Consider the following 25,394-nt stretch of genomic DNA (forward strand, 5'->3'; position numbering starts at 1 on the left):
TCAGTATGCCGCTCAGGCGGGCCTTCGCTGCGACGGTGAACGGTCGGACCGCGATCGTCGCCGTTCCACGGGCCCCGCCGCTCTGCGGTACTGGAGTGCGTCGGGTCCCCCCCCGCGCTTCCTTAGGCGTTGCCTCTCTGGCGGGCGGACTGGTGCCGAAGACGAAGTAGTGGCACGGCGACTCCGCCACCTCGCACGGTGATCGATGCAACGCCACTCATGCCCGACCCTGCCTTCGATGAGATGCGCATCGCATGTGCCGCACTTGCCGACTGTGAGCAAATAATCACTGCCTTGACTGGTGACGGATTGACGTGTCAGCATGCAAAGCACCGCTTCAAGGGGTGACGTGCACTGTCACAAGGCATGCCGCCGGAGGTCCGCTGCGGGCACATGCCCGGTCAGGGTCGGCGGAACTGAGGCGACAACGTAGTCACCCCAACCTCCCCCTCAGACGAACCAGTGCCAACCACCACCTGCGACAACAGCCCGGTGGTGGGAGATGCCACGATCGCCGCGATACGAAGGATGGTGGCCATGACGGGCCAGTCGAAACGCCCGGCCGGCGGTGCGCCGGTAGGACGCCGGACCATGCTCGGAATGCTTGCCGCGGGGGCCGCAGGACTAGCCGGTGCTCCCTACCTGCAGAGCGGTTGGGAACGTTTTCTGGCTTCCTCCTCCCAAGTCGATCCGACCGGTCTCACCGGCCTGCTGCCTAACCCGGGCGGCTTCCGGTACTTCAGTGTCGTCAGCTCGGTACCGCGCAAGGACGTGACGAACTACGAACTGCGCATCGACGGCCTGGTCGACAGGCCCAGAACCTACACACTCGCGGACCTGCGGGAGATGCCCCAGACCCGAGTTGTCGCCGACGTGGTGTGCACCGACGGGTGGCGCGTGGACGACACACCGTTCAGCGGCGTGAAGCTGTCGGACCTCTTGGACGCGGCTGGAGTCCGCTCGCGGGGCACGGCCGTCCACTTCACCTGCTTTGACGGCGCCTATACCGAGAGCCTGACCCTCGAACAGGCACGGCGGGCAGACATGCTGGTTGCCCTGGACATGCAGGACAAGCCGATCACACACGCCCACGGCGGCCCGGCGCGGCTCTACGCGGCGCCGATGTACTTCTACAAGTCGGCCAAATGGCTGTCAGGTATCTCGGTCACCAGCAAGGTCAAACCCGGTTACTGGGAGGAGCGCGGATATGACATCGATGGCTGGCTCGATGAGGCCGACGGACGCGCAACCTGATCCGCACGAGGTTCGGCGGTTCAGCCACGCCGAGCGCCTGGTACACCGCTCCACCGGGTGGCTGATGCTCATTTGCCTGGTGACGGCCGCCTGCCTGTACATCGGACCGATCGCCCAGGTGGTCGGGCAGCGGTATCTGATGGCCACCCTCCATAAATGGTCAGGAATCCTCCTGCCCGCCCCCCTTGTGCTCGGTCTCTTCTCCTCGGCACTGAGATCAGACTTGCGCCGGCTGAACCGCTTCACGGAATACGACAGCCAATGGCTGCGCGCAGCTCGCCGCCGGGTCATGTCACCTGAGGCCCGGCCGGCCGGAAAGTTCAACGCAGGCCAGAAGATCTACGCGGGCTGGATCGCCGGCGCCGTGCTGGTCATGATGGCCACAGGACTGCTGATGTGGTTCGCGGGACTCCTGCCCTTCATCTCCCGTACGAGTGCGATCTTCATCCACGACGCCGTCGCCTGGGCGATCACATTCGCCGTCATTGCACACATAAGGAAGGCGCGAGCACACCCTGAGGCGTTGCACGGAATGCGCACAGGCCGTGTCGACCGCGCCTGGGCCGCCCGGTACCACTCCCGGTGGCGCGCCGACGACGCGGTTCAGGACGACACGGACCAGCGTGAGGACTTCAGGCGCTGATACAGCTGAGGCCGCCCCACCCAATTTCGGTGAGGCGGCCTCAGCCGTGAACGAGAACGAGAACGAGGGCAATTACGCCTCAGCCCTCTTGGGCAGCCGCCAGTTCGGACGCGGGAAGTGGCAGGTGTAGCCCTCCGGGTAGCGCTCGAGGTAGTCCTGATGCTCCGATTCGGCTTCCCAGAACTCATCGGCCGGCACGACTTCCGTCACGACCTTTCCCGGCCACAAACCGGATGCGTCGACATCGGCAATCGTCTCTTGGGCGATGCGCCGCTGCTCATCGTCCAGGTAGAAGACCGCAGAACGGTAGCTAGCACCGATGTCGTTGCCCTGCCGGTGCTTCGTGGTGGGGTCATGGATCTGGAAGAAGTACTCGAGGATGATGCGGTAGTCGGTGGCGGCGGGGTCGAAGACGATCTCGATCGACTCCGCGTGACTGCCGTGGTCGCGATAGGTCGGGTACAGCGGTGTGCCGCCACCGCTGTACCCGACTCGGGTGCTCAGGACGCCCGGAAGCTTCCGGATCAACTCCTGCATGCCCCAGAAGCAACCGCCGGCCAGCCAGGCCTTCTGCTCGGTCTCACTCATGATCTGGATCATTTCCTTCCTGTAGTGGACTTCGGGCACGGACAGCAGCCGTTTGGCCCGGGGACGGACGAGTGCCGGGGCGCCGCGTGCACGAAAGGTCTGCAGCTCCGTCGCCCCGGCAGGGTCCGTGGTGGATGAGGTGGGGGGCCGGCCCCGCACGAGTGGCGCGTACACGTGCTGGTCAGCCGGACCTTCGCTCATCGGCGGACGCACGGACTGCGCTGAGGAAGCAGGTCGCCCAGACCGCGGCGAACAACTGCTCGGGGGCGGGTTCTGTACCGGCACCGCCGAGCTCCTTCGGCAGCGCCGGCCAGGTATCCAGCAGACCGTCGTCCGCCCGGGCGCGGCCGCCGTTTCGGCCCTCACCGGTGACTAGATGGTCGCAACCCAAACGTCACCTGTCAAGGAAGTGATGGATGCTGGTGGAGGCTCGACCGAAACCCGCTGCTCATGCCGGGTTGTCTCCGGCGGAACAGCGGGTTCGGTGAGATGGGAGTCAGCCAGCAGTTGCTCGGCGGCGCGCCAGGCGGGGGCGCAGGGCCAGTACGCCCCCGGCGACTATCGCCCACAGGGCCAGTGTGATCGCGGGGGTGACGAGGTGGGAACCGCCGTAGTAACTCAGGTCGGCGATTGCGCGGACGGCGGCGCCCGGTGGCAGAAGCGCCGAGATCGCCCTGGCTCCGGCGGGCAGCAGATCGGCCCCGATGACGGCGCCACTGGTGGCATTGCCGACGGTCAGCAGTACCAGGGTGGTGATCGGCAGCCCGATCGGCCCCAGGAGGGTTCCCAGGAGCGTGGTGGTGAATGCAGCCGACGCGGCCAGCAGGGCCAGGATGAGCATGAGGGGGATGAGTGGCGCAGGGGCGGCGCCCAGGACTGGGCCGACGAGAATCGCCCCCACGATACCGATGGCGACGGAGGCGCCGGTCAGCAGAAGCAGCCGGTGGCGCAGACGCATGACGCCAGCCAGGCCCAGAACGTTCGAACCCAAAACGAAGCCGGCCAGCGACACGCCGAACGCCACGTAGAAGCCCGCCAAGCCGCGAGCATCGTGCTTCGCGAGCGGGATGACGTCCTCGGCGGCGACGTGCATTCCAGCGCCATGGGCATAGGCGTTGACGAGATCGCTTACAGCCGAAGTGGTGGATGTGCCGGCGGCCCCGGCAAACTTCAGGCTCAGGTGATCAGGAGTCTCGGCGCTGAGCACCGCCACGACGTCGTGGTGTTCCAATGCGTGGCGTGCCGTAGTGGCGTCTGCGGCGGGGTGGACCTCTATGGCACTACCCAGGGCCTCCTGGACCTCCCCCGGCAGGCTGGGTCCGGTGACGGCGATCGGCACCTGGTGCGGCTGTGGGTCGCGCTGAAGGCCGACGTAGCAGGCGATGAAGGCTGCCACGACGATCAGGGAGATCAGAGTCGGCTGGAGCCACATTCTTGTGGGCGGCCGACGAGCCCCCTGGCTCAGCTTCGGGGTTTGTCCTGCTGGGGGAGGGGGTGTCTGCTCGCGCTCGGCGGGCGATCCGGTCGCGGTAGCCATAGTGGGCCCTTGGGTTTGTGGGTGAGGGGCGGAGTGAGGGAGTGGGGAGGCCTCACAGAGATAAGAGCATATGCTCCTATCTTGAGGATGGCAAGAAACGTCCCCTGCCCTGGGTGGCCGGCGATTAGGCGCATGTACTCTTAGTTGGATCTGGGATCTGGAGGAGACCATGCCCCCTACGGAGGCGACGGATACCGTCGACGCGTGCAACAGCCTCGCCCTGCGTAAGGCGGCTCGGTATCTGAGCGCCGCCTACGACAAGGCTCTCGCCCCGACAGGCCTGCGAACGACGCAGTTCAGCATCCTCCGGCACCTGAGCGGCCGCGAGGCGATAACGATCACTGCCCTCGCGGACATGATTGCCATGGACCGCACCACCCTGGCCACCAACCTCAAACCGCTGGCCCGAGAGAACCTGGTCACCGTCGAAACCTCCTCGACCGACCGCCGTGCCCGTGTCGTCTCCATTACCCCGGACGGCCAGAGCCGCATGGAGGCCGCTCTTCCCTATTGGTGCACTGTGCAGGCTCAGTTCGAAGAGAACTTCGGAGTGGATCGGGCCGCCCGGCTCCGCGCCACTCTCGAGGATGTCCTCGAGGCAGGCTTCGACCCCTGGGCCGAGTAGGAGGCGGATCGCCGGAGGGTCTCGTGAGGCTCCCCTCCAGTCGGGCCCGCACCTCGATGGCCCGGTAGCTGCCCAGCAGCGGCCCGCCCCCCTCAACTTTCAGGCGCCGGTGCTTCAGTGATCCCCGCGAGTCAAGGCATGTGTCGGAGCGCTGCGCCGCTTTGGGGGAGTGCAGTCCGATCCAGGAAGCGGTGCCGTCTGCTGACTGCCTTGGTCGGCGGGCGGGCTGTGCTGTGCCGAATGACCGCTACTGCCTCCCTTGCGCCAGGGGCGCGGCGCCCTGTGGGGGTGCTGGTGCGAGGCAAAATTGCGCGGTTTCGGACCGTCGGCATGTGTCAGTGATGCGAGGCACCTAAGGGCTTCACCGGCGTTGCCTGTCGTGGTTGGCCGCTTCGTGGTGCTGCTCGTCGCCGCGAAGGCGCCGACTCCGTGGGCGCTGTAGTGGCAGTGTTTGGCCCGATGGTTCTGCTGCCACGTTCCGGCGGGGTCGTGGCGCTCATTTCGGAGGTGTGCCCGCTTCGAAATCGTCTTGGGGGAGTCGAGGCTTGAGCGGGTGGGCTGCGGGATGACTCTTCCCGGCATTCGGACTGATCGAGCTGTGGCTTGCTGCGGCATTCTCATGCTCTGAGCTGGGGAAGCGCTTGTTTGCGGGTCTATGAGTGTCCGAGGTGAATCCAACTCGAGACGTCACCGCCTTGACAGGTGACGAACGATATTGCACGCTCGTCACCAGTTGAACCGGTGACGATTCTCGTCTCGGGCACTTCACTCACAGAAAGTGAACAAACCCATGAACCTGAAGCTCGAACTCATCGTCTTGCCCGTATCCGATGTCGACCGCGCCAAGGACTTCTACGAGAAGGCAGGATTCCGCCTGGACATCGACGCCGCCCCCATCCTGGAGTGGCGCGCGGTACACCTCACACCCCCCGGATCCGAGACATCGATCATCTTCGGTAAGGGCATCACTTCCGCCGAGCCTGGCTCCACGCAGGGCCTCTATCTCATAGTCACCGACATTGCGGAAGCCCGCCAGGAGCTCCTGGACCGAGGCATCGAAGTGAGTGAGGTGTTCCACGACGCTCGAGGCCGGCTCTTCCACAACCACACCGGCGGAACGATCACACACGACCTCCCCGGACAGGAGCGGATCGTGGGCCGTAACCCCGAGGGCGACTCCTACGCTTCCTACGCCACCTTCAGCGACCCCGACGGCAACGGCTGGGTCCTTCAGGAGGTCACCGAGCGTTTCCCCGGCCGCTGACACCGTGGCAACGGACGCCAACCGAGCCTGAGGACCGCGAGGCGCCGACGCCACCTTGCAACTCGCGGTCCCCGGCTCGTAGAGGCTCCCAGTGCTTGGGGGCATCGCCCGAGTATGGCGGCGCAGCGGCTCGGCTGGCCGTTCGGAGAGAGGCGTTGGCGCCACGCCGCATAGGTCCGCTGGCACGGACAAGCGCGAGAGCTGGTTACGTGAGTCGGCAGGTCCGTCCGAACGCCGGCTCAGGTCCGACCGGAACGTGGCAAAGCAGAGTGGCTTGTTCGGCGCGGGTTTCAGCACTTAGACCGTGTCCTACATGGTCTCAGAGCCACGGGCCTGCCGAGCATCACGTGGTACAAGAACGGCTGCACCTTCTGCTCAACGCCAGACATCCAGACGTTGTTGCAGGTGGAGCAGACGCATTTGACAGTGGCGGTGGCGAACAGTTCGGGGATCTGCCGGTACTCACCTTGCTTGGTGCGGATGGTGCGGGTGCCACCTGCCTCCACGAACTTCTCAGGGGCCTGGCGCCGCAGCCACTGCGGCAGCACGTGCTCACGGCTGCCCGCCCTCCCCCCCCGCAGAACACGCACGTGTTGGCCATTTCGACTCCCACCTGTGTATTGATCACGAGCGTTGTTGACACGGGGGTCTTGATCAAAGGCGAAGACCTCCGGTGTGGTGGAGCTGTCTAGGACTGCACCACACGGAGGTCTTCGTGTCCCACCGTAATGTCCGGCTGACTGTTCATGGCCGGCGGCTGTTGATCCAACGTGTCTGTTCCGGCCGTCCGGTCGCTCATGTGGCCGCAGAGATGGGAATCTCGCGGGCGACCGCCCACAAGTGGGTGCGACGGTGGCAGGCCGAGGGCGACCCGGGGCTGTTCGACCGCTCGAGCCGACCGCGCACGACCCCGCACCGCACGGCCCCTGGAACGGAAGCAGCTGTCTGCGATCTGCGGAAGGACCGCAAGCTCGGCCCGGCCCGGATCGGCCCGATTCTCGGTCTGCCCGCCTCCACGGTGCACCGGATCCTGACCCGTCACGGCCTGAACCGTCTGGCCTGGCTGGACCGGCCGACCGGCGAGCCGATACGCCGCTACGAACGCAGCGGTCCCGGCGAGCTGGTGCACGTCGACATCAAGAAGCTCGGCAACATCCCTGACGGCGGGGGCTGGCGCACGGTCGGCAGAACAACCGGCAACCAGAACCGGCAGAACACCACTGACCTGCGCAAGAGCTGCAAACCGGTGATCGGCTACAGCTACATCCACTCCGCCGTCGACGACCACTCCCGCCTCGCCTACAGCGAGGTCCTGGCCGACGAACGCCAGCACACCGCGATCGGGTTCTGGCAGCGGGCTCACGCGTTCTTCACGGGACACGGCGTCACTGTCGAATGGGTTCTGACCGACAACGGCTCCTGCTACAAGTCCAAACTCTTCACCCAGGCCCTAACCGCGGATGGCATCGCCCACAAGCGCATCCGCCCCTACCGGCCACAGACCAACGGCAAGGTCGAACGCTTCAACCGCACCCTCCAGGAGGAGTGGGCCTACCTGCGGCCCTACACCTCCAACGACGAGCGCACCGCTGCCCTGGCAGACTTCCTCCACAGTTACAACCACCACCGCTGCCACACCGCACTCGATGGCAAGCCACCGATCAGCCGTGTCAACAACGCTGAGGGTCAATACACAGGTAGAGGCCCACGACGTCGCGGACCTTGTCGATGAAGAACGGGTCCGTGGACAGCTTGAACGTCTCGGACCGGTGCGGGGCGAGTGCGAACGCCCGCCAGATCCGGGAGATCGCCGACTGCGACATGCCGGTGGCGGCAGCCATCGATCTGGTCGACCAATGGGTGGCGTTCTTCGGCCGCTCCTCGAGTGTCTTGACGATGACCCGCTCGACGTCAGCGTCACTGATCTTCCTCGGTGCACCCGGCCGCGGTTCGTCGGACAGGCCGTCCAGGCCCCGTTCGATGAACCGCCGCCGCCAGGTTCGGACCCTGTCCGCGGCCAGGGCCTGGGCCGTCGAACGCCGACGTACCCACCCCTCCAGCACAGCCCGTTGGGCATCGGTCACCGACAACGGCGGAATCTTCGGACCCGGACGACTCATACCCAATTGCACCGCTACCGCTCCCGCGACATCGCGCTCGACGGCTGGCTCGTGACATTGCCGGGCCGCCTTGGCGGAGTACTGCCGCTGCCCGATCCGAAACATCCCCTCGTCCTCGTCCCGGCAGGCGAGCCTGGCTGCCCGGAGACCACCCGCCTCATGGTGGCGCTCGCCAACCTGTTGGGTCGTTACGACCGGCTGCACCTGGCCGCCCACCAGCTCGCCTCGTGCCACGCTGACCGCACAATCCGGGCTGGAGGAACTCATCAGCGCGTGCGGTGAGCAGCGATCTGCAGATCGCTGGCTCAGGCATCACAGGCCACTCCCCCGTGTCTTGCTGAGCGCGGCGACGATCAGGTCAGCGGCGGCCGCCCCCGAACGGTCACAGACGAGAACCGCCGCAGTGGGGAAGCCCCTTGTGGACAAGCCCGAACCGAATGCCAGCTTGTTGCCGGATGGCATGGACGTCCTCGTCAAGAGGTGCGGATGCTCCCGGAGCCTTGCCTGGTAGCGCTCGCACTGCTCTGGGACCCGCGATGTCCGCTCTTCAAAGGGCAGGGTCCCAGTCCTCAGGTGAAGTTGGCCCCGCCGTCGACGAGGAAGGACTGGCCGTTGATGTAGAAACTGTCGTCGGAGAACAAGAACGCCACAGGGCCGGCTAGATCGTCCGGGACGCCCAGCCTTGTTGACCTTACCGAGGCGAGCGTCTCCTCGCGGAACTGCTCGGTGGTCGCTGCGAGGGATGCCTTGCTGAGGATGACGCCGGGCGAGATGAGGTTGCATCGGACACCGTGCTTGCCGCCGACGGTTGCAGTGTGGCGGGTGAGCCCTACCAGACCGCTCTTGGCAGTCTGGTAGGAGACGGCTACGTCCTTGCCCATCCACACCACGCTGGACATGGTGTTCACGATCGATCCGGTGCCCTGCTCCATCATGATCGGCAAGGCGTGGCGGATGCCGTACATGTAGCCGCTGAGAGTGACGTCAATGGTGTGCTGCCAGATGTCGAGCGGGACTGAGGTGACGTCGGTGTCCCTGCTCATGGTTCGTGCGGAGAGGTCGGCAGCCACGTTGAACAGGCCGTGCAGGCCTCCGAAGCGATCTACCGTGAACTCGATCAATTCCTTGTACGACGTCTCGTCGGTGATGTCGAACGCCTTCGCCACCGCGCTTCCTCCGGCGGCCGTGATCTCGTCGGCGACGGCCTTGGCGTTGGCTTCGTTGAGATCGGCAGTCACGACGTGCATGCCTTCCCTGGCCAGACGGATCGCTGTTGCGGCGCCGATGTTTCCCTCTGCGGCGCCCGCGATGAGGGCTACCTTCCCGCGCAGTCCTTGCATGGTCTTCTCTCTTTCGTCCAACGGCGACAGCCGCCGTCCAGGAAGGGGGCGGCTGTCGAGGTAGGGGGTGGTCTATGTCGACGTGCCCCTCCGCTTGGGGGCGAGTTCACGCGACAGCGTCATGGCGCCGGAGGCCTCGCGCTCGGCCCGCCCCTGGTTTCCAGAGGCCGGGCCGGGCGAGGTGGCGACCCGGCCAGCGAGACGCCACCCGTTTGGCTGGCCGTGGCTTCGACAGCGTCAGCGGGAAAGCGGGAGGCGGGCCGTCTACAGGTGGATGAAGAACTTCTGCTCGTTGGTGAGTTCGGCGATGCGGCCGTCCGGGGCGAAGACGAACCTGTCCGCCCCGCCGGAGACGGACAGCGAGCCGTCGGACTGGCGGAGGACGAACACGTAGGGCATTTCGATGGAGTTCCCGCTGAGCTCGTTCACGTTCCAGAGGTGCTTGAAGCGAGGCCCGGACTCGAAGAAGAAGCGGTACATCGCTGCGAGTTCCGCACGCCCTGTCATCTTCTTCTCAGGGGCACTGACGTGCAGGAGAGTCGTCTGCACATCCTCGGTGAACATTCCCATGAGCTCCTCGAAGGCCAGCGGATCCTGCGGCGCCAGGTCGCAAAGCTCCATGTACCGGTTTCCGACGTCGGTGAGGGACCATCCCATTTCACTTCTCCAACTTGATCGAATATTTGCTGCGTCAAGCAAATACGTTAGTTGAAGATTGGACATCAGGCAATCGGGTGGCCGCCCCCACGCAGTGGGCGGTCCCGGTGGGGGGTGGCAGCAGGACCTGCCCGCCTTGCCGCGGCGCCGGTGCGGCCAACAGGTGCGGAGTTGGCTGATCGCGGCGCTGGCGCGGGTCTCGCGTGCTGGGATCAGTGCGCGGCGCGGAGTCCAAAGACGCCCGCGGGCAAAGCGGTGCCCTCTTCGACGGGCAGCGGGATCTTAATTACCCAGAGCGTTCCGACTATGACTCCACGTACGCGACTCATCCGATCGGCAAGGAAGGCACCGCGGCCTAGTAGCCCTCGAACAGGGTCGCAGTTGCCGTACGTCCGCGTCGGGCCAGTCGACGATGTCACCTCCGAAGCTGAAGTCCGGGCCCTCGGTGCGTATCAGGACGGCTCGGCGCTGCCGCGGCCGATTGCGTCGAGTGCCTCGGTGAGCGCGGTGGCCATTTATGAATCGATGCGGTTCTGTAGCGGGTTGGTCGGTACCAGCGTGGTGAGGCCGTCATTTTCGTATGCGCTATGACCGGGATCACGGCGCCGCCGGACAGGTCCCGGGAATGCTTGCTCCGTCAAGCTGTTTCGATACATGCGAAGTCATGTATCAGTGCAGTCATGTAACCAGTTGAAGGAGTGCGACATGCAATTCGGTATCTTCGGGGTCGGTGACATCTCTCCCGACCCGACGGGTTACACCCAGAGCGAGGCGGAGCGGATCAGTAACCTGATCAAGCTCGCCCAGCGGGCCGACGAGGTCGGCCTCGACGTCTTCGCGCTGGGTGAGCATCACAACCCCCCGTTCGTGATGTCCTCGCCGCCGGCTCTGCTCGGGCACATCGCGGCACTGACGGAGCGGATCATCCTGAGCACAGCCGTGACCCTGATCACGACCAACGACCCGGTGAAGCTCGCCGAGGACTATGCGATGGTCCAGCATGTCGCCAAGGGGCGGCTGGACCTAATGCTCGGACGCGGGAACACCGTCCCGGTCTACCCGTGGTTCGGCAAGGACATCCGCCAGGGGGTCGCACTCTCCCTGGAGAACTACAACCTGCTCCACCGATTGTGGCGCGAGGACGTAGTCGACTGGGAAGGACAGTTCCGCACCCCGCTGCAGGGCTTCACCTCCACCCCGCGCCCGCTGGACGACGTCCCGCCCTTCGTGTGGCACGGCTCGATCCGTACCCCTGAGACCGCGGAGCAGGCGGCGTACTACGGCAACGGGTTCTTCGCCAACCACATCCTCGCCCCGAACTTCCACTTCAAGCCGCTCGTCGACCTCTACCGGCGGCGGTTCGAGCATTACGGACACGGAACCGCCGACCAGGCCTTCGTCGGGCTCGGCGGCCAAGGGTTCATCGCCAAGCGCTCCCAGGACGCAATCAACACCTACCGGCCCTACTTCGAGGGATACCCGATGTTCCGCGGCTCGAGACTGGAGGACTACATGGCTGGCACGCCGCTGACGGTGGGCAGCCCGCAACAGGTCATCGAGAAGGTGCTCACCTTCCAGGAGGGATTCGGTGACTACCAGCGCCAACTCTTCTCCGTCGACGCGCTCGCCCTTCCGCTCGACATGGCGCTGGAACAGGTCGAACTGCTGGGCACCGAGGTGGTCCCGGTATTGCGCCGGGAGATGCAGGCGCGCCGCAAGCCCGGCGTCCCGGACGCACCGACGCACGCTGCGCTGGTCAAGGCGAAGTACGGGGACGCCGAACCGCGCCAGCTGCGACCGAACCCCAACCGGGGCGACAACCTCTCGGGTACCTCGCCCTACCAGGACAGTGCCTCAGGAAATGCGGCTCGCTTCCCGGTCGACTCGTGATGACGGACACCAGGGGCTTGATGAGGTTGGCGAACGAGGCATGGGAAGCGCTGTTCAGAGCACAGGCGACTCTAGCGCGAGAGTTCGAGCACTGCGGCGATTGGGGCGTCTTCCCGCCCCGGGAGTACGGCGTGCTCTACGCCCTTGTCGGCGCCGAGGACGGTTTGCGCATCACCGATCTGATCGACGACGTCCTGTTGACTCAGGCCGGAGTCTCTCGGCTGGTGGCGCGTCTGGAGAAGCGCGGCCTTGTCGAGCGGCTCCCGGATCCCGACGACGGCCGTGCCTGCCGCGTTGTCCTGACCGGCGAGGGACGCGATGTTCAGCGGCGACTCGGTCGCGCACACGCGCGACACGTCGCGACGGCGATGACTCGCGCGCTCACCGCGTCACAACTGACAACGCTGCGCGACCTCGGGAAGGCGCTTGCCGCCGCAGCCCCGCCGGCAACCTCGCAGCACACGGAGCCAGACCCAAGGAACATCGCATGAACAATGTGCCCACCGCCCCCCAACAAATCGCCATCACGGTCGTGAATGCCGGGGTGAGTGATCCGTCCTCGACCCGGCTGTTGTCCGACCGGATCGCCCAGAAGAGCATCGACGCACTGCGTGAGATCGGCATTGCCGCGACCGTGCGCTCGATCGATCTGGGACCTCTCGCCGTTGAGATCGCACGGTCGATCGTCTCGGGGATACCTGATGCGAAGGTGAAGGACGCCATCGCACAGCTCGCCGAGTCGGACGCGATCATCGCCGCAACTCCGGTCTACAAGGCAGGAATCAGCGGCCTGTTCAAGTCGTTTGCCGACCTGATCGACAACGACCTGCTCATCGCCAAACCGGTCATCCTCGCCGCTACCGGCGGCTCGGCCAGGCACAGCATGGTCGTCGACGACCATCTCCGACCGCTGTTCGCGTTCCTACGGACGATCCCGATGCCGACCTCCCTCTACGCCGTACCGGAGGACTGGGGCTCGACCGATCTCGGCAAGCGCATCGTCCGCGCGGCCGGTGAACTCGCGGCCGTCCTCCACAGCGGCGCCGCCCGCGACATCGCCGACGGCAATTGGGCGGGCTACCAGCACACGTTCGGCGGCAACGCCACCCGCGCCGAACGCAGCGTCGAGGACGTCGACTTCGACACCGATCTCATGCGCCTGGCCACCGGTGGAACCGCACACCCCCCTGCCGGTGACCGGGCGGAAGCACGCTGACGTACCTGCCCCGGCATGGGGACCAGCGGGGCGGGATCGAGCCGGTGAGCGCGCGACGGTGGTGGTCATAGGGTGCGGGCAGTCGGGGCTCTCGGCCGGCTACCACCTGAAGCGGCGCGGCTTCACCAGCGCACTGACAGGCACGGACGGCCCGGACAGCAACCGGACCTTCGTGGTGATCGATGCAGAGCCGGCAGCCGGTGGGGCGTGGCGGCACTGATGGGAGTCGCTGCGACAAGCACCACCGCAACGGGCTCTGCCGAAACGCTGCAGCAGAGCCCGCGCTCTCGAGGACCGTACGGCCTGCTTCCTGTGCAGCACCGTGCTGATTAAAACCGTGCCCTGTCCTTGCGACTTGGGCCGCACCTGCTCCTCCGGCTCGATCACTCGGTCCGAGACGGTGGGAATGCCGATCTCGGTGCTGAGCTGCCTGCCTCCAGGAAGTAGTAAGACCGTGTCCTACATGGTCTTAAAGAGCGTTATATCCTGTCCGGGGTGTTTGGCGGTCTTCTGGGTAGCAGGTCGGGCTGGGACTGCTGAAGCCAGGGTTGCTATCCGTGACGTGAGGGGCGGCTGACGCCATTGCCGGGCACGTTTCCGCCCGTTCGCTCCTGTCTGATCCCAAGGCGCCCCCACTCGCTCCCGTTTGCGCCTGTGGCGGGATGCCGCTCGGCGGAACTATCGAAACATGTCTCGACAGCGGCCGTATCCGAGTGACCTGTCCGATGCCCGATGGGAACTGCTCGAGTCCATTGTGTCGGCCTGGCGGACCGAGCGGCGAGGGAAGGGCCTGGATATCGGGCGGCCGCCCGAGCGCGACCTGCGCCGGATCATGGACGCGGTGTTGTATGTGGACCGGACCGGGATCCCCTGGCGCTACCTTCCCCACGACTTCGCTCCGTGGGAAACCGTCTACGGATACTTCGCCGCCTGGCAGAAGGACGGCGTGTTCGACCAGCTCAACGGCCTGCTCCGCCGACTTGTCCGGGAGGCCGCAGGCCGGGACGCCGAACCGAGCGCATGCGTCCTGGACGCCCAGAGCATCAAGACGTCCGCCAACGTCCCGGCCACCGGCCAGGGCATCGACGCGGGCAAGAAGATCGCGGGCCGCAAGCGCCGTATCGGCGTCGACACCCTCGGCCTCCTCCTCGCGGTCTGGGTCACCGCGGCCAGCGTTCCGACAACGCCGGCGGTATCCATCTGCTCTCGCGCATCGCCAAGGCCCACCCCGGAATCACCAAGGCATGGGCCGACAGCGGTTATCGAACCAAGGCCATCGACCACGGCGCCACCCTCGGCATCGACGTCGAGGTCACCCGCCGTGACCCGGGACAGAAGGGCTTCAAGGACATTCCGCGGCGCTGGGTCGTCGAGCGGACGTTCGGCTGGCTTATGAATCACCGCCGCCTCGCCCGCGACTACGAAACCCACCCGCACCGCTCCGAAGCGATGATCCGCCTCGCGATGATCGACCTGATGAGCCGCAGGCTCACACGAGAGTCGACTCCGAACTGGAAGGACTCATAGCCGCCGGGCCACACTGACCCGCGCTTCCTCGCCCCTCATAGCCTGCGGCCAGCGGTCATCAATGACACCCGCCGCTTCCCGGCAAGCGCCACAGGCGTTCCCTCGCTGCGGCAGCCACCCGTAATCAGACGGCGACATGCCGGCTTGCCGGACTCCGCACAGCGTCCTGTCGAAGATGCCAAAGGCGTGCGAAACGTCGAGGGGAAGGCCGTCCGCGACCACCCTTTCCCAGCGCATCTCCACAGGCAAATACGGCGGCCGCGCGACCTCGAACCACTCGCCGCCCACATGGGTGGCGGCATGGCACCAGGAACAGGACCAGATCTCCTCGTCCCACACAGTCGGCATCGCCGGCCACCGCCACATCGCCCGTCCACACACATCGCACTCCACAAGCGGATCTTCACACGCCTCCGGGCGTGACCCCAATCCGCCGACATGGCGACTTACCAAACACCCCGGACGGGATAAAACGCTCTTTTAAGACCGTGTCCTATGTGGTGAGGCGGGTGAGTCGTTTGTAGCAGCAGAGGGCGGCGGCGAGGCCGAGAAAGGCCAGGTAGTTGCGGGGGTGGCGTTCGTAGCGGTGGTTGAGTCGGCGGTATCTGGTGAGCCAGGACATGGTGCGTTCGATGACCCATCGTCGGCGCCCTAACCGTTCGCTGGATTCGATGCCCTTGCGTGCGATGCGTACGCCGATGTGTTTGCCCCAGAGCCATTTCCGCAGGTGGGGGACGTCGTATGCCTTGTCGGCGTGGAGCCGCTGGGGCTTGAAGTAGCGGCCGCGGTGGGGGTCGTGTCTCGTTTGGTGGCCCTCGATCATGGGCTTCAGCGCGAGGCTGTCGTGGGTGTTGGCCGCGGAGAGGCAGACGAGGAGGGGCAGCCCGTTCGCGTCCTCAAGTTTGCACAGCCAAGGACCCGGAGGCAGCAACCTGCTTTCATCGAGGCGGGCTCCAAGCCGAGCGGGTCCTGTGGGTGTCACTCCAAAAGGCCCCAGCCGTCATCGAACTTCCCCTGTCGGTGGTGTTCTTCCCTCTGCGCGGACTTCAGCCGTACCAGTGTGCCGCCAAGAGCGGACAACACCGTTGCTACTGAACTGTCCACTACGTTCGCAGAGCTGGGCCGGTCGTCGCGCTTTATCCCAACAGCCTCAGCGAGAGCAACAAGGACGTGATCAGCGGCAGCCCAGCGCTCAGCTGCTTCCCGGCGAGCTGGTGAGTCGATCAAGGTGAACTCGCGGCGCCTGAAACGATGCCCAGCAGGCCGTTGCCAGGCGGCCAGCTTGTCGGTTTCAAGAGCCTCGGTGTATGACCGTGCCAGAGCGCGATCTCTGCGCCACAGCCAGTCACCTATCAATTCGTACGGCTCCGTCAACTGCAGCGTCGCGGCAGCCTGCTCCAAGAAGTGCTCTGCAGGTACCCCATGCGGACCTGGCACGATGTGACGGCTCTCCAAGCCCACAACCCGGACCTTGAGCAGGTCGATCAGCTCAGCGGCGGCAAGCACCAGCGACAGATCTTCCTGATCCACAGGAGTGCTCGTCGGCACGTCCATAGTGACCATCAATAGGTCCCGGGGTGTAGCCATAAGGTCTTCACGTCCCAGCCGACATTGATGTGCCGCTCGGTAAGAGATTTTGCCGCCAGGCGCGACATGGGCTACCGAAGCGCCGCCCACCCGATCCTGCGCCCAGCTGCTCCTGCCAGCTTACGGAGTGCCGACCGCGACTGCATTCCGTGCTGGGGGCGCCTGCGCTGCGGCTACACAGTCTGCCCGGCAATCGATGACAGGCACGGCGGCGCAGATTTCGGCGCTTAGCGCTGTGGCCCCCAGAGCTGGATGGGAGCGGCCCCGGAAGCCACAGCGTGCTGAGCTCTCCCAGCCAGGCATGGTGCCGAGAGCGCAGCTGTTGTCACCTTCCCCCGTGGAGCGGGCCTCAGGGCGCAGGCGCGCGATATCAGTGAACGACTCGCAGGAGACGGTTCTGACCGACATGGTCGACGGCATTTCTATGCGTGTCGCAACCAGGGCGCGCCCGACGGATCCTGAATCGATTGGTTGGACGAAGACGGCACGCTGTGCGCCGAAAGACAGCGGTGGCGCGACGCTGGTTACCCCCAGACAAGGCGTGGTCGTGGCAGAGAAGGAACCCGCTTCGGAGAAAACGGAGTTGCGGATCATCGATGCACTGGAGGCAGACGAGGACGGCGGCGAGAAGCCGTCGGCTCAGGGAGGCTGTCGGCGACGCACGCCGACGGTCTTGGCTACCCCCGACGGGCCCTGCAAACCATGCGCTTCGAACCCGACCTTTCAGACCGTGCGCCACGCTGACGTCGCTAGCCTGATCGGCGGGCCTGGGGCCCATCGCCCTGTCGCGGGGAGTCTGGGATCAGGGGATCCAGGGCAACACGAGGCCAACCGACCCAACAACGCCCCCACGTTGCACAGACACCAGACCTTCAGGGGCACCGTTGGCGGCACGACCGTTACGCCAACCTCGGCTTCAACTACCGGCTCGTCAGTGCAACGGGGCCATACCAGATTGGCCTCTCGCAGATGCGCGTCTCCAGCCCGCCCACGTTCGGCCGCGCGAGCAGCCCGGGCGGATTTGAGCTGCGGGTGACGCGACACTCGAGCCCGGGACCGGAGGCGTCGGGAGGCGGTCGCAGCCCGGCGCTGAGGTACGGCAGCCACCCCGTGTGATGATGTGATCATGACGTGGCTGAGGGACTGCGGGAGGCGGCCGGTCAGGCTCGTGGCGGCGGCAAGTGCGGTGCTGGCACTGACCGCCTGCAACGGCTCCGACGATGAGCGCTCTGGCAGTCGCGAGGCGGAGTACAAACGCGTCATCGAGGACCCTCACCCGGGTCCAGCCGACGTCATTGAGGCAGCCGGCGCACCCAGTGGCGTGATCCGCGCAGACGACGGCTCGCTGCTCCTGACTTATTACATCAGCAACGTCGAGGACGACGAAGGACCGGCCGCCTCCGCCTGGCGCATCGTGGACCCCGACGGCCGCACGGTCACCGAGCACGCGGAACACACGGACGCGGAGGCGGGGCAGGCCGCGTTCAAGGGAATACGCGATGGCTTCCTACAGGTGCCGCCCGGGGTGGGAGCGAGGGAAGGATCAGTCCTCGACGTACACGGCAAGCGGCGCAAGGTCGTCGTCACGGAAGCCGCGTTGCGCACCCGCCCCGGCGACATCCTGCTCGTCGCGCCGGAGCCGATCCTCATTTACCGCCCCGCCACGCGCACCGTGGCGCCACCGGCCGGAGTCTGGGAAAACGCCATCCGGCTCGCCGTCGACGAGCGGGGCACGGCCTGGAGCCTGGACCAGCCCGTCGCCGAAGAACCCTTCAGCGTCGTATGGCAGCGCGGCGGTCGCATGCTCGGCCGCACGGTTGTGCCGAAGCCGTACTGGGGAGGCGCCCTCACTGCGCGGGGTGGCACTGCAGCGTTGTCCCTCACCCAGGGCCACAGCACGCGCGGCCTGTTGGTGACGACGGACGGCGGCGGGCACTGGAAGACAGTGCTCGATGGTGGAATCCCCTTCAGCGCCCTGAAGCGTGGCCCGGAATGGCTCGTCATGCAGGTGTTTACGGACGGACGGCTGCTCGTCGGCGAGGAGGGTGGCCGGTACTGGGTCGCCGATGACCGCACCAACAGCCGCTTCCACGAGCTGAAGACGCCGGCGAAATTCACGTCGCTCACCGTCGACGGCACCACGCTCTACGGCATCGCGGATGCGACGACGGCGACATACGACCTGGTGAAGGGCGAGGGTCTGTGGATCTCTCGCGATGCCGGACGCGAGTGGCGACGCTACCAGCAGCGCGGATAGCGGAGGAACGAGTGTGTGGACGTATCCGCCACAACGGTCCACCGGTGTCCGGAGCTGGAGTCCTACCTCTTGGAGCACCATCCCTGGGACAGCCCGGAGGTGTGCCGGCCAGCCCAAAGCCCTTACAGCAGATGCCGGTTTGGTGCCGTCGCGGTGTCGGCGGGAGATCCGGTGCGCTTCCCGGGTGCCCTAATCGTCGCCGTCGCCTTGGTGTCGCTCACGCAGACAGATTCCGGCACGCATTCCGGCCCGATACCAGCAGAGCCGGTGTAAACACGGTCACACTGCCGTACCTCAGCTGGGGTCGGACAATGGAAGGGCTGCTCGCGGATGTCTGCTCGGAGTAAGCAATCCGGTGCCAGCGCTCACAGGGCTGAATCGTTCTACGGACGTCGGCCTCGGCAGGAAGGCGGTCACCATGACCAGCATTACCAACCGCTTCACCACCCTGTTCCGGATCAAGGCGAACAAGGCATTGGACGAGGCTGAAGACCCTCGCGAGATCCTGGATTATTCCTACGAACAACAGCTACAGATGTTGCAACGTGTACGGCGCGGGGTGGCCGATGTGGCAACCAGCCGCAAGAGGGTCGAACTCCAGGTTAGCCAGATGCAGCAATCCAGCGGCAAGCTGCAACGCCAGGCCGAGCAGGCGCTGGCCGCAGGGCGCGAAGACTTGGCCCGCGAGGCCCTCACGCGAAGTACGGCCGTGGCCGCGCAGACCACTGACTTGGAAGCCCAGCATGCTTCGCTGGCGGATCAGGAGGAAAAGCTCACGCTCGCAATGCAGCGCCTGGAAGCGAAGGTGGACACCTTCCGAACCCGCAAGGAGACCGTCAAGGCGACCTACACTGCGGCCGAGGCCCAGACCCGTATCACTGAGGCGGTAACCGGTATCGGTGAGGAGATGGGTGACGTGGGCATGGCTATGCAGCGCGCGCAGGACAAAACCGAGCAGCTACAGGCGCGCGCTGGTGCGCTAGACGAACTGATCGCCTCCGGTGCGCTGGAGGACGCCACCGTACCGGTGGGTCGGGACGACATCCAGGCTGAGATTGAGCGCGTCAACGCAGATCAGAACGTGGAGAACGAGCTGGCCAGGATGAAGGCTCAGCTCCCAGCGGCTTCGACCGCCCGGGCGGTCGAAGCCCCGAGAACCCCAACGGCCCGGCCGGAGCGTGAGGAGACGCCATGATCATGCGCATTCTCGGCGAGGGCCAGTACGACGTCGCCGACGAGCATCTAGACCGGCTCAACCAGCTGGACTCCGCCTTGCAGGCATCCGCCGACGCGGGCGACGAGACAGCATTCACGTCCGCCCTGTCGGCCCTGTTGGACGCTGTACGCAGCCTCGGCGAACCGGTGAGCAATGAGCGGATTACGCCATCGGACCTGGTGCTTCCCGAGGAGACAACCAGCCTCTCGCGGATGCGAGAGCTGCTCTCCGACGAAGGGCTCATCCCTGGATGATGGGCCGAGCGCGATGCGCGGGCAACGGTGACGAGGACCGCACCGGCTACACCCGCTCGTCCTTCCGGCACTGGAATTCCGGCGACATCGCCACCGACGGCTGCAGCACCCGCAACGAGGTGCTGCTTTCCGAGGCGGTCACGGCCCCGGTGGTGGGTGCCGGCTGCAAGCTGACCGGGGGAGTGTGGCTGTCGTACTACGACGGCCAGGAGGTCACCGACCCCGGGGGGGGTGCCCCTATGTCTTTGGTCAAGGCATTGAGGCGTCCGCAGAGGCTTTGGGGCGTCAGTGGACCGTGGCGGGTGCGATAGTTGGCGCCGCGCGAGGCGAATGGGCTCGTTAACTGTGGGGGGAACGGGTGGAGCGGATCACTGAGGACCAAGTCAACCGGCTGGTCCGTTTCGTGCGGGACCGCATCCCTGACTCGGCTTCGCTTCAAGGTGAAGCCCGCCGCACGGCGACAGCCCTTCGTCTGGCCGCGGACAAGCAGATCTTTGCAGTGCGCTTTCATCGGACCGCTCCGCCCGCGAACGGGGCAACGACTGATGTGGCAGCCGCCGCATGGAACCTTTTGGTCGCCCTCGCTGGAATCTGGCACGACCACCCTGAGTTCCCCGCTGATGCCGCCAGGGAGACGTTCGAGTTTGACTGCGATGCGCCTCTCTAGCGGTTCTCACACCGGTGTGGCAGGCCGAGGATCGTAGAAGGTTCCGTCGCGGAGCATCGCAAATAGCACGTCGGCCCGCCGTCTGGCGAGGCAGAGCAGGGCCTGGGTGTGGTGCTTTCCTTGGGCGATCTTCTTGTCGTAGTAGGCCCGCGATGCCGGGTCGCCGAGTGCGGCGAACGCGGAGAGGAAGAAGGCCCGTTTGAGCTGCTTGCTTCCTCTCCGGGAGGGGTGTTCACCGCGGATCGAGGAGCCCGAACTCCGGGTGGCAGGGGCGAGACCGGCGTAGGCGGCGAGGTGGCTGGCGGTCGGGAAGGTGCTGCCGTCGCCGACCTCGATCAGGATCCGTGCTCCGGTCCTGACGCCGACTCCCGGCATCGACCTCAGGACCTTCGAAAGAGGGTGGTCCTCCAGGAGTTCCTCGATCCGCCCGGCCAGCAGTCTCCGCTGGTCAAGCACGGCGGTCAGGGACCCGGCCAGGCTCGGGACGATCAGCGCGGCCGCCTCGGTCCCCGGAACCGTCACGGTCTGCTCGTCCAACGCGGCGATGATGTCCTCGACCAGACGCTCGGCCATCCTCGGGGCCTTCGGCCGCAGGAGGGTGACCAGGCGGCGTCGGCCGGCCTTGCGGATCTGGGCCGGTGAACCGAACCGCTCCAGCAGCGCGAGGACGGCCGGGTGCTGCAACCGCGGCCCCAGCACCCGTTCCAGCGACGGATGGATCTGGGTCAGCAGGCCGTGGAGCCGGTTCGCGACCCGAGTGGCCTCGCCGGCCAGGTCGTCGTCGAACCCGACGACCATCTCCAGCTCGGCGATCGTCTCGTCCTCACCGTCGATCGCCCGCAGCGTGTGAGGCATCGCCCGGGCCGCGTCCGCGATGATGAACGCGTCCTTCGCATCCGTCTTCGCCTCGCCCGGGTAGAGATCGGCGATCCGCCGCATCGTCAGCCCCGGAAGGTAGGCCACGGGGCAGCCCATGTCCCGGGCCACGGCCAGCGGCAGGGCCCCGATCGAGGCCGGCTGGTCGACCACGACCAGCACCGTTCCGTGCTTGGCCTGCAACTTGGCGAACAGCTCGCGGAGCTTGGGTTCGGTGTTGGGTAACCGCTTGTCGAACGCCTTCTTCCCGGCCGGGGTGACGGCGGTGGCGTGGTGTTCGCCCTTGCCGACGTCCAGGCCGAGGAAGACGTCGATGTCGCCGGTGTCGATCACGTGCAGGCCCCTCCGCTCACGTTTTCGTCCGGCCTTGCCTCGGCACCGAGCTGCCACATCCACGTTACGGAGAGCTCTTCCGGCTCGGGTGAAGCCGGTGCTCAAGCCCCTCATCAGCGGTCCGTCGATGCCTCCGGGCCCGGTGACACCACCCCCCGGATCATGAACAACAAGGGGGGAAGTCATGCCGGACCCGAAGGCCGGAGGCCCCATTGCGGAGCCACGAAAAAGGTAACGGGGGGGAAGGGCGCTACAGGGGTCCAGCCCAGGGCCGTTGTTGAATTTGAACCAAGGGGAAGAGCATGGCCAGTGGCACCGTGAAGTGGTTCAACTCGGAGAAGGGCTTTGGTTTCATCGCCCAAGACGGAGGCGGACCGGATGTCTTCGCGCACTACTCCAACATCTCGGGCAACGGTTACCGCGAGCTGACCGAGGGCGAAGCCGTGACATTCGACATTACGCAGGGCCAGAAGGGGCCGCAGGCCGAGAACATCGCCCGCAGCTGAGTCTCCGCCCCGTTCATCTCCCTTCCGTCGGCGCCCGCACCGTGCGCGGGTACCGACAGCATGTCGTGACCACTCGCCACGCCAGCGACCCTGGACAACGAAGGGCGATTCACGCACAAGCCGACGCAGCCCCGCCTTCAGCGCGCGCGGTGAAGCCTGTGCCCATCCCCGCACACCGCGCCCGGGCACCACCACATGGTTCCCCCGGCCGGGTACCGATGCGAAGGGTGTCAGGCGGACGACGCCGAACCGGCGCAACACTCCGCCAGCCGCAGCATCAACGTCCGCGGCCTGTGGGACCACGCCGTCGACGCCTGGCTCGACGACGACATCCAGGAACTCGACGCCATCTGGGATCAGATCATCGAAGAACTCGGCTCCGACTACGACGCGTACAGCAACGTTTCCTCCATCGGCTGGGCCGCCTGAGCGAGACAATCGCCCCGCTTCCCGGCATTGCAGCCGCCGGAGGGCGAAGCTTTTGCCGCACGTGGCCGCTGACCTGTCCTTGGCGAGTGCAGTGCTGATGCGGACCTCGAATCGGGGCCGCCCGCTTATGGAGTGTGCGGGCCGTGCCGAGCGGGCGGGGGGTTGCCGCTGCGGTCGAGGCCCGGCCGCCGTCCCACCCCTAACCTCGTCCCGTCACCGCCCGCCGCGGACATGAGCTGGGCCTGGACCGGCGAGCGCACTCGGGCCGCCGGCCCCGGCAGCCGACCGACCGGCCCCGTCGTGCACGAGCACGGGTGCAAGGCGGTCCCCGCCGGCGGCGCGGAACTCGACCTCGAGGGGGCCCTCGCCGCCCTCGCCCGTCCCGGCGCCAGGGCCTGCCAGATCTGCGCCGCCGCCGAGGTCCTCACCCGCCTGTAGGCGGTACGAGGAGGGTCGGGATCGTCAGCAGCCGTTGAGGACTGAGGACAGGGCGCTCTTCTCCGTGCTGTCGACGGTCAGGCCGTAGTAGTACTTCACCTGTACCCAGGCGCGCGCGTAGGTGCACTTGTAGCTGGTGACGGATGGCCACCAGGTGCCCGGGTCCTGGTCACCCTTGGACTGATTGACGTTGTCCGTGACCGCGAGCAGTTGGGGGCGGGTGCGGTCGTTGGCGAAGTTTTGACGCTGGGAGGTGCTCCACGCCCACGCGCCGGACGCCTATGCCTCGGAGAGCGGGACCATGTGGTCGATGTCGAGGTCGGACGCGGCGTGCCAGGTCGCGCCGTCGTACGGCGAGTACCAGCTGCCCGACGTCGCGGCGCAGGACGAGTTGGTGACGACGCCGGAGCCGTCCCGCTTGAGGACGGTCTCCCGGGTGTCGCAGGTGCCGGAGATGGTGATCCAGTGCGGGAACAGCGCACGGTCGTACGTCGAGCCGTGCGACTCGGCGGTGGCGGGCATCGACGCCAGGTAGGAGCGGGCGGTGGCGGCGCTCACAGGGGTGGGCAATGCGGCCTGTGCAGGGGTGGTGCCGAGGAAGGTGACAGCGGTGATGGCGGCTGCTACGAGGGTAGTGAGGATGCTCCGGCGGGCCTTGGTGCGCATGAGTGTTGGCTCCTAGGTTGAGGAGTTGAGGGGGTGACTCGCGCACATGATGGCCCGGGGTGGTCTATGCGTGTAGATGTCGGCGCTGAAATTCTCGTGACGACTCGTCAACACCGGGCGGATGCCGCCGGTTCACCGACGCCCGCGGCCTCAAGGCATGCGCGGCTCCTCGCCCATCACCAGGGACAACGGCCGCGTTTCCGCAGGTGAGGTGTATGCATCTACCGCGACAGACCCGGATGTCCCGTCACTCTCCGCTACATGTCCTTCTGCCGTAGCTATACGAGAACCGGGCCGTGAGGCCCGTGGGTTTAAGGAAGCCGAAGGTCCTCCAGACCGAACCCACGGGCCCATCGGTCTGCCTCAGGCCGGTGGGCCCGTGGGTTCGGTTGGAACACGAGGACGCTGTGCAAGCCGACGAGCTTCGGCCGTGACATCGGCGTCGACCTGCGCCTGTGTTCTGTAGCCGTATTCAAGGACGGCGTAGTCATCGTCCAGGTTGGCGAGTCGTTCGACCAGAGACAGCTCGTGCACGAAACGATGGTGGATCCTCAAGGCCAGCTCGCGTGGTGTCAGCTCGCCGGCCAGCATTCGGGCGGCAAGTGCTCGCGCCGCCCAATACGACTGGGAGGCGGTCGTCAACGGCCTCAGCCTGCCCTGGAGCTCAGGTGCAGTCGAAGTCAGGTCACACGCATCAAGCTCATCAAGCGCCGGTCATACGGACGAGCCTCCTTCCTCGCCGCCGGCATCGACCGCGACCTCAACGCCGTCACCGCTGGACTCAGCCTGCCCTGGAGCTCGGGCGCGGTCGAGGGGCATGTCAACCGGATCAAGATGCTCAAGCGTCAGATATTCGGACGTGCTGGCTTCGCCCTCTGCGAAAGCGCGTACTGCTCGCACAGTGACCGCAATGTCAGCGGCTGATGCGAAGATCCCGGCGCAACTACACGAGGAGATCAAACATGGGCACCTGGGACACTGGCCCCTTCGACAACGACACGGCAGCGGACTTCGCCAACGCTCTCGACGACGCCAAACTCGAGGAACGCGAGGCACTGATCCGTGGCGTCCTCACGCGCACCATCGACGCCACCGGCTGGCTCACCGAAGGAGAAGAAGCGGTGGCTGCGGCCGCACTGATTGCGGCGCAATGCCCCGGCGGCGGCCCAATCGACACACCTTACGGCCCTGAAGAACCCATGCCCGCCTTCCCTGACGATCTCCGGACGCTCGCGGACAAGGCCCTCGATCGCATCATCAGCTACGACGCCGGGCCGGCCTCGAACTGGGTCGATCCGGAAGACTGGAAGCAGTGGCGAGCCGACCTCAACCGCCTTCGCACAGTCCTTGCTCCGCCAGCACCGTCCATCCCGCTGTTCGATATCGAGCAATGACAGAGCGTCACCCGCCGCAGAACCTGCGCCAGAACCACAACTCGGATCAGGCACAAATTCCGTGAGGACGATCAACGGATGTTGCTGCTTCTTGCTGCGTGGAGTGGACC

Annotated in this window: 22 protein-coding genes and 6 pseudogenes; 18 read left to right on the forward strand and 10 right to left on the reverse strand. The window is 66.2% G+C overall.

What is annotated here, in order from left to right; all coding sequences use genetic code 11:
* Window positions 1-537 precede the first annotated feature (537 nt).
* Window positions 538-1,254 (forward strand): molybdopterin-dependent oxidoreductase, encoded by a 717-nt coding sequence (locus OG844_RS44650; protein ID WP_406387437.1) that lies wholly within the window; start codon window positions 538-540, stop codon window positions 1,252-1,254.
* Complete coding sequence (locus OG844_RS44655) at window positions 1,208-1,897, forward strand: cytochrome b/b6 domain-containing protein (RefSeq protein ID WP_406387435.1); 690 nt, start codon at window positions 1,208-1,210, stop codon at window positions 1,895-1,897. Before OG844_RS44650 ends, OG844_RS44655 begins: the two co-directional genes overlap by 47 nt.
* Window positions 1,898-1,969: 72 nt before the next feature.
* On the opposite strand, the gene msrA is transcribed toward OG844_RS44655, so the two are convergent.
* Together msrA and OG844_RS44665 are read right to left on the reverse strand one after the other, a co-directional pair.
* Entirely contained in the window at window positions 1,970-2,485 is a 516-nt protein-coding gene (gene msrA / locus OG844_RS44660; protein WP_406387433.1) for a peptide-methionine (S)-S-oxide reductase MsrA, read from the reverse strand.
* Between the two features lie 496 nt (window positions 2,486-2,981).
* Window positions 2,982-3,881: a hypothetical protein gene (locus OG844_RS44665; RefSeq protein WP_406387431.1), complete on the reverse strand. Its 900-nt coding sequence runs from the start codon at window positions 3,879-3,881 to the stop codon at window positions 2,982-2,984.
* Between the two features lie 310 nt (window positions 3,882-4,191).
* Between OG844_RS44665 and OG844_RS44670 the strand changes: the two genes are divergently transcribed.
* From OG844_RS44670 to OG844_RS44680, 3 genes are all read left to right on the forward strand, one after another.
* On the forward strand, window positions 4,192-4,647 hold the full coding sequence (locus OG844_RS44670) for a MarR family winged helix-turn-helix transcriptional regulator (protein WP_406387429.1): 456 nt from the start codon (window positions 4,192-4,194) through the stop codon (window positions 4,645-4,647).
* 790 nt (window positions 4,648-5,437) lie between these two features.
* Window positions 5,438-5,911, forward strand: coding sequence for a VOC family protein (locus OG844_RS44675; RefSeq protein WP_406387427.1), 474 nt, complete (start codon window positions 5,438-5,440; stop codon window positions 5,909-5,911).
* Between the two features lie 715 nt (window positions 5,912-6,626).
* Window positions 6,627-7,643 carry an IS481 family transposase gene (locus OG844_RS44680; RefSeq protein ID WP_406387425.1) on the forward strand — a complete coding sequence of 339 codons (1,017 nt, stop codon included), beginning with the start codon at window positions 6,627-6,629 and terminating at the stop codon, window positions 7,641-7,643.
* Here OG844_RS44680 and OG844_RS44685 read toward each other — a convergent pair.
* The 3 genes and pseudogenes from OG844_RS44685 to OG844_RS44695 all read right to left on the reverse strand — a co-directional run.
* Window positions 7,606-8,031 (reverse strand): annotated as a pseudogene (locus OG844_RS44685) (helix-turn-helix domain-containing protein); the annotation flags it as partial. The gene OG844_RS44680 and the pseudogene OG844_RS44685 overlap by 38 nt on opposite strands.
* Window positions 8,032-8,600: 569 nt before the next feature.
* On the reverse strand, window positions 8,601-9,371 hold the full coding sequence (locus OG844_RS44690; protein ID WP_406387423.1) for an SDR family NAD(P)-dependent oxidoreductase: 771 nt from the start codon (window positions 9,369-9,371) through the stop codon (window positions 8,601-8,603).
* Window positions 9,372-9,635: 264 nt separating this feature from the next.
* A complete protein-coding gene (locus OG844_RS44695; RefSeq protein ID WP_406387421.1) occupies window positions 9,636-10,028 on the reverse strand; it encodes a hypothetical protein in 393 nt (130 codons plus the stop codon).
* A 705-nt stretch (window positions 10,029-10,733) separates the two neighbouring features.
* Here OG844_RS44695 and OG844_RS44700 point away from each other — a divergent pair.
* The 4 genes and pseudogenes from OG844_RS44700 to OG844_RS44715 all read left to right on the forward strand — a co-directional run bounded on the left by OG844_RS44700 (window position 10,734) and on the right by OG844_RS44715 (window position 14,661).
* Window positions 10,734-11,918 carry a CE1758 family FMN-dependent luciferase-like monooxygenase gene (locus OG844_RS44700; protein ID WP_406387419.1) on the forward strand — a complete coding sequence of 395 codons (1,185 nt, stop codon included), beginning with the start codon at window positions 10,734-10,736 and terminating at the stop codon, window positions 11,916-11,918.
* Between the two features lie 20 nt (window positions 11,919-11,938).
* Window positions 11,939-12,409, forward strand: coding sequence for a MarR family winged helix-turn-helix transcriptional regulator (locus OG844_RS44705; protein ID WP_406396380.1), 471 nt, complete (start codon window positions 11,939-11,941; stop codon window positions 12,407-12,409).
* Window positions 12,406-13,134: a CE1759 family FMN reductase gene (locus OG844_RS44710; protein WP_406387417.1), complete on the forward strand. Its 729-nt coding sequence runs from the start codon at window positions 12,406-12,408 to the stop codon at window positions 13,132-13,134. Before OG844_RS44705 ends, OG844_RS44710 begins: the two co-directional genes overlap by 4 nt.
* A gap of 688 nt (window positions 13,135-13,822) precedes the next feature.
* Window positions 13,823-14,661 (forward strand): annotated as a pseudogene (locus OG844_RS44715) (IS5 family transposase).
* On the opposite strand, the gene OG844_RS44720 reads toward OG844_RS44715, so the two are convergent.
* The 3 genes and pseudogenes from OG844_RS44720 to OG844_RS44730 form a co-directional block, all read right to left on the reverse strand.
* A complete protein-coding gene (locus tag OG844_RS44720) occupies window positions 14,656-15,009 on the reverse strand; it encodes a hypothetical protein (RefSeq protein ID WP_406387415.1) in 354 nt (117 codons plus the stop codon). The pseudogene OG844_RS44715 and the gene OG844_RS44720 overlap by 6 nt on opposite strands.
* Before the next feature lie 145 nt (window positions 15,010-15,154).
* A pseudogene (locus tag OG844_RS44725) lies at window positions 15,155-15,562 on the reverse strand (transposase); the annotation flags it as partial.
* A 77-nt stretch (window positions 15,563-15,639) separates the two neighbouring features.
* Window positions 15,640-16,248 (reverse strand): GPP34 family phosphoprotein, encoded by a 609-nt coding sequence (locus OG844_RS44730; protein ID WP_406395922.1) that lies wholly within the window; start codon window positions 16,246-16,248, stop codon window positions 15,640-15,642.
* Window positions 16,249-17,374: 1,126 nt separating this feature from the next.
* On the opposite strand from OG844_RS44730, the gene OG844_RS44735 reads away from it, so the two are divergent.
* The 4 genes and pseudogenes from OG844_RS44735 to OG844_RS44750 form a co-directional block, all read left to right on the forward strand.
* Window positions 17,375-18,505: a hypothetical protein gene (locus OG844_RS44735; RefSeq protein ID WP_406387410.1), complete on the forward strand. Its 1,131-nt coding sequence runs from the start codon at window positions 17,375-17,377 to the stop codon at window positions 18,503-18,505.
* A 418-nt stretch (window positions 18,506-18,923) separates the two neighbouring features.
* Window positions 18,924-19,700 carry a PspA/IM30 family protein gene (locus OG844_RS44740; protein WP_406387409.1) on the forward strand — a complete coding sequence of 259 codons (777 nt, stop codon included), beginning with the start codon at window positions 18,924-18,926 and terminating at the stop codon, window positions 19,698-19,700.
* On the forward strand, window positions 19,697-19,975 hold the full coding sequence (gene pspAA / locus OG844_RS44745) for a PspA-associated protein PspAA (protein WP_406387408.1): 279 nt from the start codon (window positions 19,697-19,699) through the stop codon (window positions 19,973-19,975). Before OG844_RS44740 ends, pspAA begins: the two co-directional genes overlap by 4 nt.
* Window positions 19,891-20,202, forward strand: a pseudogene (locus tag OG844_RS44750) (hypothetical protein); the annotation flags it as partial. The gene pspAA and the pseudogene OG844_RS44750, both read left to right, overlap by 85 nt.
* Window positions 20,203-20,648: 446 nt before the next feature.
* Here the strand turns inward: OG844_RS44750 and OG844_RS44755 are convergent.
* Window positions 20,649-21,851, reverse strand: a complete 1,203-nt coding sequence (locus OG844_RS44755; RefSeq protein ID WP_406387406.1) for an IS110 family transposase — start codon at window positions 21,849-21,851, stop codon at window positions 20,649-20,651.
* 302 nt (window positions 21,852-22,153) lie between these two features.
* On the opposite strand from OG844_RS44755, the gene OG844_RS44760 reads away from it, so the two are divergent.
* The 3 genes from OG844_RS44760 to OG844_RS44770 all read left to right on the forward strand — a co-directional run bounded on the left by OG844_RS44760 (window position 22,154) and on the right by OG844_RS44770 (window position 23,224).
* On the forward strand, window positions 22,154-22,357 hold the full coding sequence (locus OG844_RS44760; protein WP_406387404.1) for a cold-shock protein: 204 nt from the start codon (window positions 22,154-22,156) through the stop codon (window positions 22,355-22,357).
* Window positions 22,358-22,552: 195 nt separating this feature from the next.
* Window positions 22,553-22,786, forward strand: a complete 234-nt coding sequence (locus tag OG844_RS44765; RefSeq protein WP_406387403.1) for a hypothetical protein — start codon at window positions 22,553-22,555, stop codon at window positions 22,784-22,786.
* A gap of 231 nt (window positions 22,787-23,017) precedes the next feature.
* Window positions 23,018-23,224 (forward strand): DUF6233 domain-containing protein, encoded by a 207-nt coding sequence (locus OG844_RS44770; RefSeq protein ID WP_406387402.1) that lies wholly within the window; start codon window positions 23,018-23,020, stop codon window positions 23,222-23,224.
* A gap of 24 nt (window positions 23,225-23,248) precedes the next feature.
* On the opposite strand, the pseudogene OG844_RS44775 reads toward OG844_RS44770, so the two are convergent.
* A pseudogene (locus OG844_RS44775) lies at window positions 23,249-23,890 on the reverse strand (DUF1524 domain-containing protein).
* Between the two features lie 738 nt (window positions 23,891-24,628).
* Here OG844_RS44775 and OG844_RS44780 point away from each other — a divergent pair.
* Window positions 24,629-24,814: pseudogene (locus OG844_RS44780) on the forward strand (hypothetical protein); the annotation flags it as partial.
* Window positions 24,815-24,852: 38 nt separating this feature from the next.
* Window positions 24,853-25,284: a DUF4259 domain-containing protein gene (locus OG844_RS44785; RefSeq protein WP_406387401.1), complete on the forward strand. Its 432-nt coding sequence runs from the start codon at window positions 24,853-24,855 to the stop codon at window positions 25,282-25,284.
* The last annotated feature ends 110 nt before the right edge of the window (window positions 25,285-25,394 follow it).

The sequence above is a fragment of the Streptomyces sp. NBC_00887 genome, from assembly GCF_045207585.1.

Coding starts and splice junctions, on each gene's coding strand:
- OG844_RS44650 (WP_406387437.1), top strand. CDS start 538: ATGACGGGCCAGTCGAAACGCCCGGCCGGCGGTGCGCCGGTAGGACGC.
- OG844_RS44655 (WP_406387435.1), top strand. CDS start 1,208: ATGACATCGATGGCTGGCTCGATGAGGCCGACGGACGCGCAACCTGAT.
- msrA (WP_406387433.1), bottom strand. CDS start 2,485: ATGAGTGAGACCGAGCAGAAGGCCTGGCTGGCCGGCGGTTGCTTCTGG.
- OG844_RS44670 (WP_406387429.1), top strand. CDS start 4,192: ATGCCCCCTACGGAGGCGACGGATACCGTCGACGCGTGCAACAGCCTC.
- OG844_RS44675 (WP_406387427.1), top strand. CDS start 5,438: ATGAACCTGAAGCTCGAACTCATCGTCTTGCCCGTATCCGATGTCGAC.
- OG844_RS44690 (WP_406387423.1), bottom strand. CDS start 9,371: ATGCAAGGACTGCGCGGGAAGGTAGCCCTCATCGCGGGCGCCGCAGAG.
- OG844_RS44695 (WP_406387421.1), bottom strand. CDS start 10,028: ATGGGATGGTCCCTCACCGACGTCGGAAACCGGTACATGGAGCTTTGC.
- OG844_RS44700 (WP_406387419.1), top strand. CDS start 10,734: ATGCAATTCGGTATCTTCGGGGTCGGTGACATCTCTCCCGACCCGACG.
- OG844_RS44705 (WP_406396380.1), top strand. CDS start 11,939: ATGAGGTTGGCGAACGAGGCATGGGAAGCGCTGTTCAGAGCACAGGCG.
- OG844_RS44710 (WP_406387417.1), top strand. CDS start 12,406: ATGAACAATGTGCCCACCGCCCCCCAACAAATCGCCATCACGGTCGTG.
- OG844_RS44720 (WP_406387415.1), bottom strand. CDS start 15,009: ATGCCGACTGTGTGGGACGAGGAGATCTGGTCCTGTTCCTGGTGCCAT.
- OG844_RS44730 (WP_406395922.1), bottom strand. CDS start 16,248: ATGGCTACACCCCGGGACCTATTGATGGTCACTATGGACGTGCCGACG.
- OG844_RS44735 (WP_406387410.1), top strand. CDS start 17,375: ATGACGTGGCTGAGGGACTGCGGGAGGCGGCCGGTCAGGCTCGTGGCG.
- OG844_RS44740 (WP_406387409.1), top strand. CDS start 18,924: ATGACCAGCATTACCAACCGCTTCACCACCCTGTTCCGGATCAAGGCG.
- pspAA (WP_406387408.1), top strand. CDS start 19,697: ATGATCATGCGCATTCTCGGCGAGGGCCAGTACGACGTCGCCGACGAG.
- OG844_RS44760 (WP_406387404.1), top strand. CDS start 22,154: ATGGCCAGTGGCACCGTGAAGTGGTTCAACTCGGAGAAGGGCTTTGGT.
- OG844_RS44765 (WP_406387403.1), top strand. CDS start 22,553: ATGGTTCCCCCGGCCGGGTACCGATGCGAAGGGTGTCAGGCGGACGAC.
- OG844_RS44770 (WP_406387402.1), top strand. CDS start 23,018: ATGAGCTGGGCCTGGACCGGCGAGCGCACTCGGGCCGCCGGCCCCGGC.
- OG844_RS44785 (WP_406387401.1), top strand. CDS start 24,853: ATGGGCACCTGGGACACTGGCCCCTTCGACAACGACACGGCAGCGGAC.